16 protein-coding genes are annotated in these 15,320 nt (G+C 39.6%); 11 read left to right on the forward strand and 5 right to left on the reverse strand.

All coding sequences use genetic code 11. The features are described from left to right. Positions 1–9 precede the first annotated feature (9 nt). Both murQ and AT864_RS18485 read left to right on the forward strand, forming a co-directional pair. On the forward strand, positions 10–909 hold the full coding sequence (gene murQ, locus AT864_RS06095; protein ID WP_066147345.1) for an N-acetylmuramic acid 6-phosphate etherase: 900 nt from the start codon (positions 10–12) through the stop codon (positions 907–909). 108 nt (positions 910–1,017) lie between these two features. After that, positions 1,018–1,152, forward strand: coding sequence for a hypothetical protein (locus AT864_RS18485; RefSeq protein ID WP_255357494.1), 135 nt, complete (start codon positions 1,018–1,020; stop codon positions 1,150–1,152). A 24-nt stretch (positions 1,153–1,176) separates the two neighbouring features. Here the strand turns inward: AT864_RS18485 and AT864_RS06100 are convergent, their stop codons facing one another. Together AT864_RS06100 and AT864_RS06105 are read right to left on the reverse strand one after the other, a co-directional pair. Then, positions 1,177–1,854 (reverse strand): cupin domain-containing protein, encoded by a 678-nt coding sequence (locus AT864_RS06100; RefSeq protein WP_066147347.1) that lies wholly within the window; start codon positions 1,852–1,854, stop codon positions 1,177–1,179. Between the two features lie 12 nt (positions 1,855–1,866). After that, entirely contained in the window at positions 1,867–2,517 is a 651-nt protein-coding gene (locus tag AT864_RS06105; RefSeq protein WP_066147350.1) for a cupin domain-containing protein, read from the reverse strand. Positions 2,518–3,198: 681 nt separating this feature from the next. Here AT864_RS06105 and AT864_RS06110 point away from each other — a divergent pair. From AT864_RS06110 to AT864_RS06125, 4 genes are all read left to right on the forward strand, one after another. Then, positions 3,199–3,921 (forward strand): CAP domain-containing protein, encoded by a 723-nt coding sequence (locus AT864_RS06110; protein WP_066147352.1) that lies wholly within the window; start codon positions 3,199–3,201, stop codon positions 3,919–3,921. A 465-nt stretch (positions 3,922–4,386) separates the two neighbouring features. Then, on the forward strand, positions 4,387–5,262 hold the full coding sequence (locus AT864_RS06115) for an ABC transporter ATP-binding protein (RefSeq protein WP_066147354.1): 876 nt from the start codon (positions 4,387–4,389) through the stop codon (positions 5,260–5,262). 13 nt (positions 5,263–5,275) lie between these two features. Then, positions 5,276–6,073, forward strand: coding sequence for an ABC transporter permease subunit (locus AT864_RS06120; RefSeq protein WP_066147356.1), 798 nt, complete (start codon positions 5,276–5,278; stop codon positions 6,071–6,073). Between the two features lie 21 nt (positions 6,074–6,094). Beyond that, positions 6,095–6,751, forward strand: a complete 657-nt coding sequence (locus tag AT864_RS06125; protein ID WP_066147358.1) for a TetR/AcrR family transcriptional regulator — start codon at positions 6,095–6,097, stop codon at positions 6,749–6,751. 561 nt (positions 6,752–7,312) lie between these two features. Here AT864_RS06125 and AT864_RS06130 read toward each other — a convergent pair. Next, entirely contained in the window at positions 7,313–7,753 is a 441-nt protein-coding gene (locus AT864_RS06130) for a hypothetical protein (protein WP_066147360.1), read from the reverse strand. A gap of 709 nt (positions 7,754–8,462) precedes the next feature. On the opposite strand from AT864_RS06130, the gene AT864_RS06135 reads away from it, so the two are divergent. After that, complete coding sequence (locus tag AT864_RS06135; protein WP_044745311.1) at positions 8,463–8,798, forward strand: L,D-transpeptidase; 336 nt, start codon at positions 8,463–8,465, stop codon at positions 8,796–8,798. A 404-nt stretch (positions 8,799–9,202) separates the two neighbouring features. Here the strand turns inward: AT864_RS06135 and AT864_RS18645 are convergent, their stop codons facing one another. Further along, on the reverse strand, positions 9,203–9,409 hold the full coding sequence (locus tag AT864_RS18645) for a YjcZ family sporulation protein (RefSeq protein ID WP_080862658.1): 207 nt from the start codon (positions 9,407–9,409) through the stop codon (positions 9,203–9,205). A gap of 520 nt (positions 9,410–9,929) precedes the next feature. Here AT864_RS18645 and AT864_RS06140 point away from each other — a divergent pair. From AT864_RS06140 to AT864_RS06155, 4 genes are all read left to right on the forward strand, one after another. Beyond that, the gene (locus AT864_RS06140; RefSeq protein ID WP_221211955.1) at positions 9,930–10,826 is read left to right on the forward strand and encodes a YitT family protein; all 897 of its coding nucleotides are present in this window, start codon (positions 9,930–9,932) and stop codon (positions 10,824–10,826) included. 354 nt (positions 10,827–11,180) lie between these two features. Then, positions 11,181–12,833, forward strand: coding sequence for a copper resistance protein CopC (locus tag AT864_RS06145; RefSeq protein WP_066147362.1), 1,653 nt, complete (start codon positions 11,181–11,183; stop codon positions 12,831–12,833). A 17-nt stretch (positions 12,834–12,850) separates the two neighbouring features. Next, positions 12,851–13,513, forward strand: coding sequence for a YcnI family protein (locus AT864_RS06150; RefSeq protein ID WP_066147365.1), 663 nt, complete (start codon positions 12,851–12,853; stop codon positions 13,511–13,513). A gap of 298 nt (positions 13,514–13,811) precedes the next feature. Then, positions 13,812–14,447, forward strand: coding sequence for an FMN-dependent NADH-azoreductase (locus tag AT864_RS06155; protein ID WP_066147366.1), 636 nt, complete (start codon positions 13,812–13,814; stop codon positions 14,445–14,447). Positions 14,448–14,549: 102 nt separating this feature from the next. Here AT864_RS06155 and AT864_RS06160 read toward each other — a convergent pair whose 3' ends face one another. Further along, positions 14,550–15,263, reverse strand: coding sequence for a polysaccharide deacetylase family protein (locus AT864_RS06160; protein ID WP_044745308.1), 714 nt, complete (start codon positions 15,261–15,263; stop codon positions 14,550–14,552). Positions 15,264–15,320: the final 57 nt, after the last annotated feature.

Here is a 15,320-nt window from a genome sequence, read left to right on the forward strand (position 1 = left end):
GATGGCATCATGAACCTTCGGCAAATTGACACAGAAAAAAGAAACGTCCATACGCTGGATATCGATACGTTATCTAGTCTAGAGATTATAAGACAAATGAATAAAGAAGACCAATCTGTTCCAAAAGCTGTGGAGCGGGTTTTGCCTGTCATTGCGGAAGTGATCGATCGGGTCGTCGCAGCATTCGGTAGCGGCGGACGCCTTATCTATGTCGGGGCCGGTACAAGCGGGCGTTTAGGAGTGCTGGATGCATCAGAATGTCCACCGACTTATGGTGTTCCAAAGGAGCAGGTAATCGGTGTGATTGCTGGAGGCGAAAAAGCTTTGCAGTCTGCTTTGGAAGGAGCAGAAGATAACATTGAGCAGGCTATAGAAGATATGAAGCAAATTCATGTCAATCAAAAGGATGTCGTCATTGGAATTGCCGCCAGCGGAAGAACTCCTTATACATTGGCAGCGATGAAATATGCCAAATCTGTCGAAGCTACGGTGGCGGCTATCACTTGCACGAAAAATTCGGAAATGGAGAAGATAGCGGATTATCCAATTGTCGTTTTAACAGGTCCAGAGGTAGTAGCAGGATCGACAAGACTGAAAGCGGGTACCGCACAAAAGCTTGTTTTAAATATGATTACGACCGCTGCCATGATTCGCAGCGGTAAAGTATACAGCAACCTCATGGTCGATGTCGTTCCAACGAATGAAAAGCTGTTGATGCGGGCTAAGAATATGATTATCGAAATCGCCGATGTAAGCGAAGAAGAGGCAGAGCAAGCACTCAAAACGTATCAATCTGCCAAAGCGGCGATTTTAGCGCTGATGACCGGTTTGACGGGTGAAGAAGTATTTCATGTGCTTCGCCGTCATAACGGTCATTTGCGCAGCGCGATTCAATCGCAGCTGAAATGAAAACGCTGATCGTATCATTACTCTCTCCTGCCGATAGAAAGGCGGGAGTTTTTTATTAAAAATGAAACGAATGAGGCTTTGAAAGAAACGTCAAGGATGTTTCACTCATTGGAGCAGGAGTCGGCTTGCTTTTTAGGAGTGGACGGCAAGAATTCGGACCGCTTGCTATATCAAAAACGCAAATATGAAAAAGATACGTTTCTGTATGATCCATTTAAAATGATGATTTATTCAATAGGATGAAAAGACTTCTGATACGTTGTTATTTTAGAAGCGAATTTCCTTGTCATTGATCTGGATGGATATTTCTTGCTCGCTCCATTGTTTTTGTTTCGCCTTCCTTGGAACGAAGCGGTCTCGACTGGAAGAAAGACTATCTTTGTTTAACGAATGGCTTTCCGAAGGAGGACCGATAACGACGGATTCTTTAATTGGTGAAAGAGCATCGGCGATTTGATTGACATCAAGCCCGTAAGCCAGCTTGAAAACTTCAGGTGGCGTGAGACGTAGCGTATCGGAGCCTTCTGCTGTTTCGAATTGATCATTGTTAAAAAAGAGATGAAGATGTACTTTTTCTGACGCTGGCCTGATCCAATGCCACCAAGCCATTGGAATAAAGACAATTTGACCCGCCTTCGCTTTATAATGATGGAGCTTATTTGTATCAGGATCGACAATCGAAATCAGTGCTTCGCCGGAAACAACTACATCCAGTTCCCACGCATTCGGATGCCAATGCGGTTCGCGAATATGTCCCTTTGTGAGATAGAGATCGACAAAAGCTCCTCCTACCATTGCTGGTATTTGTGTCGAGGTGACCTCATAGGCAATATTTTCATCATCTCGTTGAAAAAAGATGTTATCTCTTGAGTCGAAAAAAAGATTGGGAGTGCCACTTGTTTTTTTGATATTTGTGTTGTTGGGAACAAATCCGGATTTTCTCATAAACGATTCCTCCTATTGTCGAGAAGAGCCATTTTCTCTTAAGTACGACGGATATTGGGGAATATAAGAGATTGGCTGATGCTGGTACGGCTGCTGGTAAGGATAGGGATGAGATTGGTTTGCTGTCCCACGATGGCAATTTTTATATGGGCCGATATAGGTGGATGGTTGAACAGGTGCAATGGTCTGTTTCCATTGATTTTCGTCCATACAATAGGTATGGGCCATCATATAGGAAGGAGTAAGTTTTAGAATGTCGGAACCGAGAATCACTTCTGGAGTGGATGCATTAAAAATAGCGAGAAGATGAGTGCGGTCTACTGTAGCGATTTCATAATGCCACCATCCTTGAGGAATGTTGACCACCTGTCCGGGAGTAATCGAGTAGCTAAGAACTTTTTTTGTAAATGGATTCAGCATGGAAATGGTGACAGCGCCAGAAATGCAATAAACTAATTCGGCTGCGTTTTGATGATAGTGCGGTTCTACTACATGATCGGTGCTGAGAAAAATATCAAGAAGCGAAATATTTTCTAATGTATTTAATTGCTTGATGCCTAGCACATTAATATAATTGTTTTGGTCCAATTTAAACAATGGACTTTGGTTGACATCAAAGGCGTATTGAGCAGATGGAGACGTATAATCAACTGATGAAGTCATAATAGTGATTCTCCTCTTTGATTTGGTGTTCAGACTGTATAGGCATGTTATGCAGCCGTAGCTTGTTTGGTGTGCTTTGATGGCTGCTCGTTTTTGAAAAGTTGGTGGAATAAACACAAGAAGCTCGCTCTTAGATCATGAAAAATGAAAAGGAATATCTCAAGTAAGATACTCGTGTGCGAGATCCAATCCGTTAACTGATTGTCCATGCTATATACAGATGAATGGTATCTGTAAAAATTCACGGGTAGAAGTGAAGCTTTATCTGATTACATACGAATGTGAGGATCGAGTGATATCGGTCGCCGCTGCCTATCATGCTCAATGAACCCCTATATTTTACCAGTAAGAAAATTGTAAAATAAAAGGGATCGTTGTAATAAGCGTGTAAAAAATGTTAACGAACATCTTCTTCAAAAATATTGTCAAGACTTATTTTTACGGAAAATAATAAAAAGTGATTATGAATTAGGTATAGAAGGTTTTTATAGGAATGAAAGATATTTTTTTGAAACTTCTGTTGTTTCATGAACGATCCAAGATTTTTTTAATGAAAACATAGGTTTTTTTTGGAAAATAAAGCTGGAGATTTTTAGTTACCTTATTTATCCATAAATATTACAAAAAGTCCATGTTATCATGAAGATGCACGCAAGAGATGAGATTGAAGGAGGAGAAACGATGAATAAAAAAATCGTACTTTCACTTGCTGCATCTTTAGCGATTGCAGGAGTAACGTTTACGGCGAAGACGGAGGCGGCTGGGATGACTCCATGTCCAGCAGCTAACGGGAAAGAAGTTAAATATACTGTTCAAGTATCCAACTTTCAAGAAATTGAAAAATGGCTTCAAGGGAAAATTCCATTCACCTTATATAAAACAGAGAAGACAAAAGTGAATGCACCACAGCAGACAACTGTTAAAAAACCAGCCGCTTCTGGGCAAAATACTTCTGCAACTCCGTCGACACAAAATCAAAATACCAAGTCGACACAAAATCAAAATACTAAAACGACGGAAACGGGATTAAAGGCATATGAACAACAAGTAGTCGATTTAACCAATAAAGAGCGAGCAAAATATGGGCTACCGCCTTTACAAGTGGATTTAGCACTAAGCAAAGTGGCACGTGAAAAATCAAGAGATATGGCAGTCAATAATTATTTTTCACATACTAGCCCAACATATGGTTCTCCATTTGATATGATGAAAAAATTCGGTATCTCTTATACAGCAGCTGGGGAAAATATTGCGAAAGGTCAGCGTACCCCTCAGGAAGTTGTAACAGCTTGGATGAACAGTGAAGGGCATCGTGCCAATATTTTAAATAAAAATTACACTCATATCGGTGTCGGCTTTGAAGAAAATGGATATATCTGGACACAGCAATTTATCAAAAAATAAGGTGTGTGGATACGTCCTTAATAAAGAGCAGTATGATTCTTCATTTCTTTGCCGTACGTAGCCGGCAAGTCATATATTCATTGCACCCAGTGCCTATTCGAGGCACTGGGTATTTTTGTGTGTGCAATTTTCTAAACTAAGAAAAGTGGCAGTGAGCTGAATGAGGGACAACAGGGTAGATTATGTATTTTTTACTGAGAGAAATTGGATAGGAAGCAACGAACATTAGGCGTTTATCTTCTATGTGGAAGAAGACAATTTTATGGAATTTACTTGGATTAGAGTGAGATAAAAACAATGATATTTTTAATAAAGATGAATGATGTGCAGTTTTTGATATCGAACGGTTTTCAACCCATTCGTTTTTAAAATTTAAAAAACAAATGGACTCACCAGTCAATTTTCTATATAATGGTATTGACTAACCAGTCAATCTGTGCAAAGCCACCTAAAGGAGGCGGAAGAATGAACATTGTAGATGTCAAACATTTGACTAAAATGTATAAGAAGAACAGGGGAATTACCAACTTAACCTTTTCCATTGAAAAAGGGGAAATTTTTGGATTTATTGGACCGAATGGAGCAGGTAAGAGCACAACTATTCGAACGCTTTTAAATTTCCTCTATCCGACCAGCGGGAGTGCGACAATTTTCGGGAAAGATATTGTGAAACAATCAAAAGAAATTAGACAAAAGGTGGGTTACCTGCCATCCGAAGTTCATTTTTACGATGATATGAAAGTGGTTGATTTATTAAAATACTCCGCAGGCTTTTACAAAACATTCAACCCAAAAAGAATGAAAGAACTGGCAGAAAGACTCGATCTTGATCTCCATAAAAAAATGGAGGATCTTTCCTTTGGTAATCGAAAAAAAGTAGGGATTGTCCAAGCACTTTTGCATGAGCCAAAACTTTTGATCTTGGATGAACCGACAGGCGGACTCGATCCGCTTATGCAAAACACCTTTTTTGAACTTCTTAAAGAGGAAAGAGAAAAGGAAGCAACCATTATTTTTTCCTCTCATATTCTTTCTGAAGTGCAAAAGATGTGTGACCGGGTCGCTATTATTAAGGAAGGGCAGCTTGTGAAAGTCGAAACGATTGAACATCTTACGAAAAACAATTTAAAAAAGATTACCATTACATTTGAACAAGCGAATGCGATGGACTTCAATCTCGAAGGAATCGCGAAAAAAGAAATCAACGGCAGTGAAATGAAGCTGCTTTACAGCGGGGATATAAAGGCGCTTCTCCATCAGCTGAATACGATGCCGATTCAAAACTTGCTGATTGAAGAGCCGTCTCTTGAAGAAGTATTTATCCATTACTATGAGAAGTAAGGGAGGGATCGATATGATTTTTAAAAGGGAACTGAAACGAAATTTCAAGTCGTTGATGATTTGGAGCGTCGTCCTTAGTGGCCTCATTTTATTGACGTTAAGCATTTATCCGCAATTTGCTGAACAGCAAAATGAAATGAACAAGCTGCTAGAGGCTTATCCGGAGCCTATGAAAAAAGCGTTGGGAATGAATGAATTAAGCCTAGGAGATCTGATGGGGTTTTACGGGATCGAAATTTATATGATGACGACTCTTTTAGGAAGCATATATGTGGCTATTCTTGCCTCTAATATCCTAGCGAAGGAAGAAAATGAAAAGACGATCGAATTTTTGCTGTCAAAGCCGGTTACAAGAAACCGAATTGTGACCGAAAAACTTTTGGCTGTTTTCGTCAATATTTTGATCTTTAACGGAGTCATAACAATCATAAGTATGATCGGGTTTCAATTTGCAGATGATCCGGAAGTTCCGGCAGGCATCTTTAGTCTACTAATCGTTGCCACCATTTTGCTTCATTTGACATTTGCTGCTGTCGCGTTTATGTTGTCATCCATGTTGAAAAAAACAAGGAGCATTCTTTCCATTTCACTAGGAATTGTCCTAGCGGCTTATTTTATGAATGTGATGGCAGGGATTTCGGAGGACTTAGAGATTTTAAAATATTTCAGTCCGTTTAAATATGTAGACGCTGCCCAAATTATTCGTGATCATCAACTGGAGCCTCTTTATATGTTTATCATGGCCGCTGTTATTTTCATTAGTTTATTCGTTTCCTTTATGGTATATAGAAAGAAGGATATGGCAGTTTGATAAAACATTGAGGTGTTTAAATTGTATTCAGCATTTGAAAAGCAGCCACAGGAAAAAAGAGCTTTGATTATCAAGGTGGCTATTGAGGAATTTGTGAAGAATGGCTATGAAAAAGCTTCCACAGATGTTATTACGAGACGGGCGGGAATTTCCAAAGGACTTCTGTTTCATTATTTTAAAAGCAAGAAAAACTTATACCTTTATTTAGTCCATTATGTAAAGGATCTGCTTACGAAAGAAGTAACAGAAGCCTTCAAACAAGTTCAGGCTGATGATTTTTTTGAACGAGTGAAAGAAATAGTCCTATTGAAACGTAAAGTGATAGAGAAGTATCTTCAAGAAGCGTATTTTGCTATGAACGCGCTCACTCATCCGCCTGTTGCTGTAAAAAAGGAAATGGAAGAGATCATAAAGGAACACTACGAAACGTATCAGGAAGGCTTTATGTTGGAGCGTGTTTATATGAAAGACTTGATCCAAACGGAAAAACTGCGAGAGGATATTTCCGTCGATACCGTAGTAAAAATAACGATGCTTATTAGTGAACAGCTAGCTACGAAATACTTAACTCTATATAAAAATAAACCAATCGACATCGCTCATATCATGGATTCCTCCATCAAAGAACTGAATGAATATCTCGAAATTATAAAATATGGAATTTATAAACCAGGATAAACCTTACACTTTTTCCACTGGTTTTCGTTGCTCCGAGCGCGATTTTCAGCGTGTAGATAACATCTCTGGATCGACTGTCGAGGATCTCTTTCCATAAAAAAGATTAGGGCTTGTTACATGGCTATAGAAAAGAACAGCAGCTATGATGAAATAATGGCCTTTATTCACTAAAGAGCATGTTATTTACTAATTTCACACCATCCACCGAGAAGTTCCTCACCTCTAAGCGAAGTGGAGGTGGAGGGAGGTTTATAATTTATCGAAATGTATGTGAAACATAACTGAAAGGTGAAATAAAAATATGGTCGGAAGGCAAGTCTACAGGCTTGCCTTTTCGCCATGCATCCGCGTGGTGAACATTGGAACAACGCTGCTTTCTTTAGGAAGCCGCTGCTTTCAACTAACTGACCATGGACAAACGGCAAAAGCTCCATCATACAAATGTTACCATATCCAATTGCATGTAATAAATTAAATACTATGTAGGAATACCAGAAAATATAACATCATGTTGAAGTATGAAAAAAGAGGTGAGGTCCTTACTTTTGAAGGAGATGTAAATTACATGATTTTTTTTCTTAACGTACGGATGGAAACGTCATGTTCGCCGATGATTTCGTAGACAGATTTAAAGCTTTCTTGGAGGTTTTTCACTTCTTCGTTTGTTTCCATTACAGCTTGCTTCATTAATTTTTGTTCCTGTTCAACCCGATCTAATCGCTCTTCAACACGGCTTAAGCGTGTCTCAACTTGATCTAATCGCTCTTCAACATGACTTAATCTTGTTTCGACTTGATCTAATCGCTCTTCAACATGACTTAATCTTGCTTCAACTTGATCTAACCGTGTTTCCACTTGATCCAGCCGCTTTTCAACTCGGTTCAATCGGTCATCTATCTGTTTTAATTGTGTTCCGATATCATCTAATCGATCATGGACATTTTTTAGCTCATTGTCAATCGACGTCATTTTTTCTAAAATGAGGTCAAGCTTTTGTTCCATTTTTTCACTCCTTTCCAAAATTACTTTGTCTTTATTCTATTCGAATGAGACGGTTCTGACAAGTATGGATTCATGGATCAAGTGCAGTATTCAGTCAGCATACTTCTGTGTTGATGTAGGAGAAAAACTATGGAACGATAGAGAGATTCAAAAGCAATGAATGAACGTGTTGAAGAGCCTGTTTGTCTATTGCGATCGCTTTCACGACAAGGAAATTTTTTATGATTCGTTACCCGAAGCGCTCATTGGACATGGTATGCAAGGATGACGAATATGGCTCGCCTCCTCAATATTCGTTGCCTTTGACTAGGTAATAATCCACTTTTGACCGTGAGTTTTGATAGATACCATTTCTTTCATTGTCTGTATACGGCGCGGGGATCATACATAAGTGAATGGATTGGACAAGCGCCACAGGTTATTCTTCATAACAAACTTTTAGGTCTTCAAAAAGTGATTTCGGATTGTTCGATTGCTTGATCACCAAAAAACGTTCCCCTTTTCGCTTACCGAATCGGCCCAGAAGGCTTTTCCGATCCTCCTATCAAGCAGGAGAAGCCACTTTCTTTTGCGCTGAAGCTTCTTGGATTGAGTGGTAAAAAACTCCTCTCTCTTAACGGAGGGGAGATGGGCGAGGTTCATGAATGTCAAAAAATAAAAAAACTCATACACTGATACAAAATTCAAATTTTTATCTGGAGATGGTTGGATGGCGCGTTGGATCGATGTCTCGACAAGTAAACATCAATTAAAGCTTTACGATGGACAGCGGCTCATTAAGGTGTATCCCATTGCTGTTGGTAAAATGTTGACACCAACCCCTTCAGGAACGTATACGATCATTAATAAACAGCGTCATCCTGGAGGCGCTTTCGGGGCTATGTGGATGGGACTCTCTAAGCCACACTATGGAATACACGGAACGAATAACCCTTCCTCTATAGGAAAAAATGTATCCCATGGCTGCATTCGTATGCATAATCAAGATGTGGTGGAGTTAGCTGCACTTGTGCCAATCGGAACACCTGTCCATATTCATAAGTGAGAAGCCTGCTTTGCTATATAACGCTGATAAAGCAAAAAACACAGAGATGTTTCGGATTGTTTTATTTTATGTGGTTTGTCTTCTTTTTTGTTTTTGGAGAGGCTCAGGCAAAATGACAGGATCAAAACATCACAAGTGTTGATGATCCATTATTTTACTAAAAACATGGAGTGATCTAGCTAGGAACCAAGCAATGACCATTAGTTTTTATTGGATAATCAACACACCTGTAAAAACATGTTAAAATTAGCTATCCATTTTTTGGACTTTTATTGTTAAGATGATGTGAAAGAAAATTTTCTTCCCATTATTCTAATGGAGAGAAGAGGGGGATATGAAAAGAAAGGGAGTTCCGTTTGGACGGAACTCCCAGCGGCAATGAAGAAGAGGGTGAAAACGGGCTGTTAATAGTTAATTAACGATGCACCAACGATAATTAATAAGATAAACAATACTACGATTAACACAAAGCCATTATTATAAGATCCGCCGTATTGAGACATGGAATTTCCCCCTTTCATCCGAAGGATACTATTAGTGTATGAAAAAGTTTGTATCATGTTTTGGACAAACATGGATTTTATTGAAATTTGATGAATAAAAACTATCATAAATCCAACTGAAAAATGGAACGAAAGAAGTATGTAGAAAAATTTCTATGCTCAAAAAAGTCTTTCGTCACGTATTCGTGGGACAAATACCTGCATAGCGCGTTTATGGTTCTGTGGAGAAAGTTTTTCACCACCTAATCACCGAAAGAGGGGCATCACCTGCCATACAAGGAATAAATGTGGATGAATCAAGTTGTATCTAACAGAAGGGATAACCCGAGCCCCCAACTCTTGACGTCAGCATAGGGAGAGAATATCACAGTGCATGATATGCGTCATATTCATCGTTTTTTGATATAATAAAAACGAAGAAGAACTAACGTGCGAGTGATCTAATGTGAGAAAGAGATGGCCAGCTTGCCGATTTGCCCCTTCTCTTAGCGTAGGCTATATTTTCACTTATATAATGAAGCAATCCCATTTTATCTATATGTATGCTATCATTTAGCAAAACCAAACAATTTTATTTAGGAGGCATTGGATCATGAGCGCTGTTTATCAAGAATAAGGGGGAGTAATTTTGTCAGAAATCTTATCACAATCAGCTAAAGTATCAGTTCAACATCAGCAATTATCTAAAACAAAAATCCTTAAAAGGGCAATCGGCATTTTTATTGGCGCTGTTGCAATGGCTGTGGGACTTGAGATCTTTTTAGTTCCCAATAAAGTCATCGATGGAGGCATAACAGGCATTTCCATTATGCTTTCCCACATTACAGGTTATCGCCTCGGTATTTTCATTTTCTTTTTAAACCTTCCATTCTTTTTTATGGGATATAAGCAAATCGGTAAAACCTTTGCTATTTCCACATTATTTGGAATTGCTGTTTTATCTGTTTTTACCTCTTTGTTTCACCCTGTTCCTGCTTTTACAGAAGATATTTTGTTGGCCACGATTTTCGGCGGCATGATTTTAGGCATGGGAGTAGGACTTGTTATTCGCTGTGGCGGTGCGTTAGATGGCACGGAAATATTGGCGATACTGATCAATAAAAAGATTCCTTTTTCCGTTGGCGAAATTATTATGTTTTTTAATATTTTTATCCTTGGTACGGCTGGATTCGTATATACTTGGGATCGCGCGATGTACTCGATTTTAGCCTATGTTATTGCCTTTAAAACCATTGATGTCGTGATTAAAGGATTAGATGAGTCGAAATCAGCCTGGATTATTAGTGATAATTCGGAAATGATCGGCAGCGCCATCATGAATCGACTTGGGCGCGGCGTTACCTATTTGAGCGGGGAAGGCGCATTTTCCGGAGATGATAAAAAAGTAGTGTTTTGTGTGATTACACGCCTTGAGGAGGCAAAGCTGAAAGAAATTGTAGAAGAAAATGATCCCAATGCTTTCTTGGCGATTGCCGATATTGCTGAAGTGCGCGGCGGACGTTTTAAGAAACGGGACATTCATTAATCCATACTTGTTTGTAGCTAGTTCAGCAGCCGTTGATAAAGACGGCTGCTGAAGCGGATATGCTTGTTATTCAACGTTTAGGCGAGAGGATGAAAGGCGAATCAAGGGCTAGTTTAACCCGTATACACGGGTTTATTTTTTTGCTCTCATAGCGGATATCATGTGAAAAAAGTGTCATACATCCTTCACACTTTTTTCACAGTGTTTATCTAATATAAATACATATCGAACTTTTCCGGGCGAAAAAGGAGAGTTTGTCCGACATGGGGGCTTTGATTAAAGCGGATACAGCTAGACATAGCCAAACGTGATCGATCAGAAAAACGGAAAGTACAGTCACAAGGAGGGAAATCGTTGCTTCGTTTGCACAAAGTACTGCTATGGGGATTGGTGGGTATATTCCTGCTCAACCTATTCCCTGGCCACTCATTTGCCCATGCTTATATTGTTCGCTCCACGCCGTCAGAAAATGAAACATTGGCTCGCGCTCCGAGTATGATTCGCATCGAGTTTAATGAAGAAATTCAAGACCATTTTTACTCTTTGAAGCTAATCAATGAAGCAGGGCAATCGATTACATTAAACCAGGTACGGATTGATAAGAATCATCCAAAAATACTTGAAGCGAATTTGCCAAACGCTCTGTCGCAGGGAACGTATATGATCCAATGGAGGGTCGTTTCCAGCGATGGCCATCCGGTCAAGGGAACGATTCCGTTTCAAATTGGACAAGGAGGCAAAACGGAAACATCGATTTTGCCTAAAACCAAAAACTATTTGCCACAGCTGGATATGGTATGGATTCGCTGGCTGTTTTACGTAAGCTCATCTTTGTTTGTCGGAATGCTTTTTTTTAAACAAATAGTAGAGCCGAAGCAGGAGACTTTTTCTTTTTCATTCAGATATAATGCTTTGTATTGGCTCGCTTACATTGGAATGAGTCTTTCAATTTTACTGAGTCTGCCTTTACAAATTACAGTCGAAGCAGATGTACCATGGTCTAAAGCATGGAGCGTATCCTTCATAAAAAAAATGATTACGGATAGTTCATTTGGCTCTGTCTGGCTCATTCAGATCGCATGCCTTGGATTATTGCTGATAACGGGCTCTGCCATTACATATTTCCATCAGCGCCAAGAGAAGCGGCTTAAACGTTGGGTGTCTTTGTCATTCATTATCGGAATGGGGCTTTTGTTTACGAAATCGTTACTTGGACATACAGCAGCGTCTCCTCATCGCATGATTTCTGTATTGATAGATTTTCTGCATCTTCTTGCTGCCAGCCTTTGGCTGGGGAGCTTATGCATGATAGCCATTATTTTGCCGCTAGAGCTATTGGCGAAGAAGGAAAAAGATTGGCATCGGTATTGGGCCGCGATTAAAAGATTTTCTTACTGGGGGGCGATTTTTGCTTGTGGGGTCATGATGACGGGTGCATACATGAGCCTTCAACAAGTTCCGACCTTTTCTGCTCTTCTTTCGACCATGTACGGGAAGTTCTTGATGGGTAAAGTCATGTTATTGATGATGATGCTGCTGCTAGCTTCCATCCATATATGGGCGAGAAAGAAAGGAAGAAAATTAGGGCTTTCAATATGGGGAGAATGGGGGATCGGAATCATCGTGCTGCTTCTTGCTGCCGTTTTGACGAATCTCCCTCCCGCGACAGCGGCTCCGGGCCCTTTTCAGCAAACAAAAGAGGTTCACGGGTATACGATTGTCTTAAAAGTGACTCCCAATATATTAGGAACCAATCATTTTACGATCCATATTAAAAATCAAAAAGGGCAGCCGGTCCAGGATATTGAGCAAGTGACAGTCACACTTGCATCTAAGGAAATGGATATGGGAGAAAATGTTTTACAAGTTCGCGGAAATCAATCCGGCACTTATCAAATCCAAGGAATGATCAGTATGGCTGGCCGCTGGAACATTCATATTCATGCATTAACCACATCTTTACAAAGCATTGATGCAGATTTCGAATGTTTTGTGGGTAGTCAATAAAAGGAGGAAATGGATTTATGAAAAAAGCCGTTCTCAGAGTATCAAGACTGACTATTTTTGCTATGACCGCATTTTTATTATTTTCAGGAATAGCAAGTGCACATGTGACAGTGAAGCCCAATATTTCTGCACCGGGCTCTTGGGAAACGTATACCATAAAAATTCCTGTCGAAAAAGAGATACCGACAACAAAAGTCACGTTAAAAGTTCCAGAAGGAGCAGAGTTTGTATCCTATCAGCCTGCTAGTGGATGGAAGGTAATCACGGAGAAAGACGCATCTGGAAAAGTGAGAACAGTTACGTGGGAAGCAACAGGAGAGGGCCTTTTGCCAGGAGAGTTTCAGCAATTTTATTTTATGGCTAAAAACCCAGAACAGGAAGGAACATTAGCTTGGGATGCTTATCAATACTATAAAGATGGCTCTGTTGTCGAATGGACGGGCGATGAAAGCTCACAAACCCCTCATTCTGTAACTGAAATCAGTCAATCAGCCGCAGCTTCAGACAGCCACAGCTCTCATCATGGTCAGCAAGCTGTTACAGAGACAAAAAAAGAAAGTGACAAAGAAGAGACAGAGAACAAAAAAACGGAAGCAAACGGTGTGCAAACAGCTACCCTGATTGTCTCAATTCTTGCTCTCATTCTTTCCGTTGCTGCGTTTTTGAAAAAGAGAAAATAGGATAACATCCAGTCAAAAAGCACCTTTATCCAAGGTGCTTTTTTATCGCGATTGATAGGGTGTTATTTTGTTGGCGTGGAAGGGAAGCGAGAAAGGGTCATCAACAAGGTTTTTCTCGAGCTCCTGAAAAAAATGATCGTTCATCGAGTGAAAAATGAATTTTTCGTTATACTAAAATATTGTGAGCAAATCATTTGAAATCCTATTTAAAATTTAATAAGATTACTTCGAATCAAAAATGTATTGATTCGAAATTTATAACCAAACAAAATTTACAACAAGAAAGGAAAGAATGAATATGGCAAAAGTCTTGTACATTACAGCCCATCCTTATGACCACACACAATCTTACAGCATGGCAGCTGGAAAGGCGTTTGTTGAGGCTTACAAGGAAGCTAATCCTGATCATGAAGTCGTTCATATTGACCTTTATAAAGAATACATTCCGCAAATTGATGGAGATGTATTGAACGGTTGGGATAAATTAAGAACAGGAACAGATTTTAGCGAGCTTTCTGCAGAAGAAAAAACGAAAGTAGGGCGTCTTTCAGAGCTATGCGAGCAATTTATTTCCGCTGATAAATATGTGTTTGTCACACCGTTCTGGAATTTCTCATTCCCTCCGGTGATGAAAGCATATATTGATGCTGTTGCGATGGCAGGCAAAACCTTTAAATACACAGAGCAAGGCCCGGTTGGGTTATTAACAGATAAAAAAGCGCTACATATTCAGGCGAGCGGTGGTATTTATTCAGAAGGCCCAGCTGCTCAATTGGAAATGGGGCATCGTTATTTAAGCGTCATCATGCAATTTTTTGGCATTCCATCCTTTGAAGGGTTGTTTGTCGAAGGACACGCTGCGATGCCTGATAAAGCACAAGAGATTAAAGAAAATGCCATTGCGCGGGCAAAAGATTTAGCTCAAACATTTTAATTAAAAAGAGCCGATCAGGAATGGTCGGCTCTTTTTTCGTGCGCAATCAATGCTTTGCCAATCGTATTTCATACCTGAGGCGTTAATGGAGACTAACGCGCATTATTGATTTTCCAAGTTTTGCAGCTCATTTACCGTGACAAACTGATAGCCTTGCTTGGATAAAGAGGCTAATATACCTTTAATGGTTTGCAGCTCATGATCTGTATCATCGTACATTGGATGCAGTAAAATAATGGATCCCGGCTTTACGTGCTGGTTGACATAATTTACTTTATCGGAAACCGAAGAGTAGTATGTGTCAGGCTCAAGATTCCACATCACCGTTTGGATATGCTGCTCTTTTAAATAATAGGGCAGCCCGATGAGTTTTTTCCCGTTTGGAGGACGAAAATCGATTTCTCCTTTGTATCCGGTTTTGCGAATCCAATCGTTTGTTTGTTCAATTTCTTTTTGAATAAAAGAAGAAGACTTAAAAACCATACGTTGATGAGAATAAGTATGATTTCCAAGCTGATGTCCCGCCGCCACCATTTTTTTGCCAAGCTCTAAGTGTTTCTTTAATTCGTTTCCGATGACGAAAAAAGTGGCTTTTGCGTGATATTGCTCTAAAAGGGGCAATATCTTTTCCACATTTTCCGTAGGTCCATCATCGAAGGTAAGTGCCACTACCTTTTTTGTCGTATCGACATGGCTGATGAGATCTCCAAACAGCTGATATGTTCTTGAATTCATTAGCTTATATAGACCAGCTAATAAAAGGCATATTGAGATGAGACAAATGATTCCATATGTAATCATCCGTTTTTTGACCATTGATTGTCATCCTCTTTTATTTAATTAGTCAAATGGCTTGTTCTTGGACATTTTATC

It is taken from the genome of Anoxybacillus sp. P3H1B, assembly GCF_001560855.1.
Taxonomy (GTDB): Bacteria; Bacillota; Bacilli; order Bacillales; family Anoxybacillaceae; genus Anoxybacteroides; species Anoxybacteroides rupiense.

Coding starts and splice junctions, on each gene's coding strand:
- AT864_RS06155 (WP_066147366.1), top strand. CDS start 13,812: ATGGCAAAAGTCTTGTACATTACAGCCCATCCTTATGACCACACACAA.
- AT864_RS06160 (WP_044745308.1), bottom strand. CDS start 15,263: ATGGTCAAAAAACGGATGATTACATATGGAATCATTTGTCTCATCTCA.
- AT864_RS06130 (WP_066147360.1), bottom strand. CDS start 7,753: ATGGAACAAAAGCTTGACCTCATTTTAGAAAAAATGACGTCGATTGAC.
- AT864_RS06100 (WP_066147347.1), bottom strand. CDS start 1,854: ATGAGAAAATCCGGATTTGTTCCCAACAACACAAATATCAAAAAAACA.
- murQ (WP_066147345.1), top strand. CDS start 10: ATGAACCTTCGGCAAATTGACACAGAAAAAAGAAACGTCCATACGCTG.
- AT864_RS06150 (WP_066147365.1), top strand. CDS start 12,851: ATGAAAAAAGCCGTTCTCAGAGTATCAAGACTGACTATTTTTGCTATG.
- AT864_RS06115 (WP_066147354.1), top strand. CDS start 4,387: ATGAACATTGTAGATGTCAAACATTTGACTAAAATGTATAAGAAGAAC.
- AT864_RS06105 (WP_066147350.1), bottom strand. CDS start 2,517: ATGACTTCATCAGTTGATTATACGTCTCCATCTGCTCAATACGCCTTT.
- AT864_RS06120 (WP_066147356.1), top strand. CDS start 5,276: ATGATTTTTAAAAGGGAACTGAAACGAAATTTCAAGTCGTTGATGATT.
- AT864_RS06135 (WP_044745311.1), top strand. CDS start 8,463: ATGGCGCGTTGGATCGATGTCTCGACAAGTAAACATCAATTAAAGCTT.
- AT864_RS18645 (WP_080862658.1), bottom strand. CDS start 9,409: ATGATAGTTTTTATTCATCAAATTTCAATAAAATCCATGTTTGTCCAA.
- AT864_RS06110 (WP_066147352.1), top strand. CDS start 3,199: ATGAATAAAAAAATCGTACTTTCACTTGCTGCATCTTTAGCGATTGCA.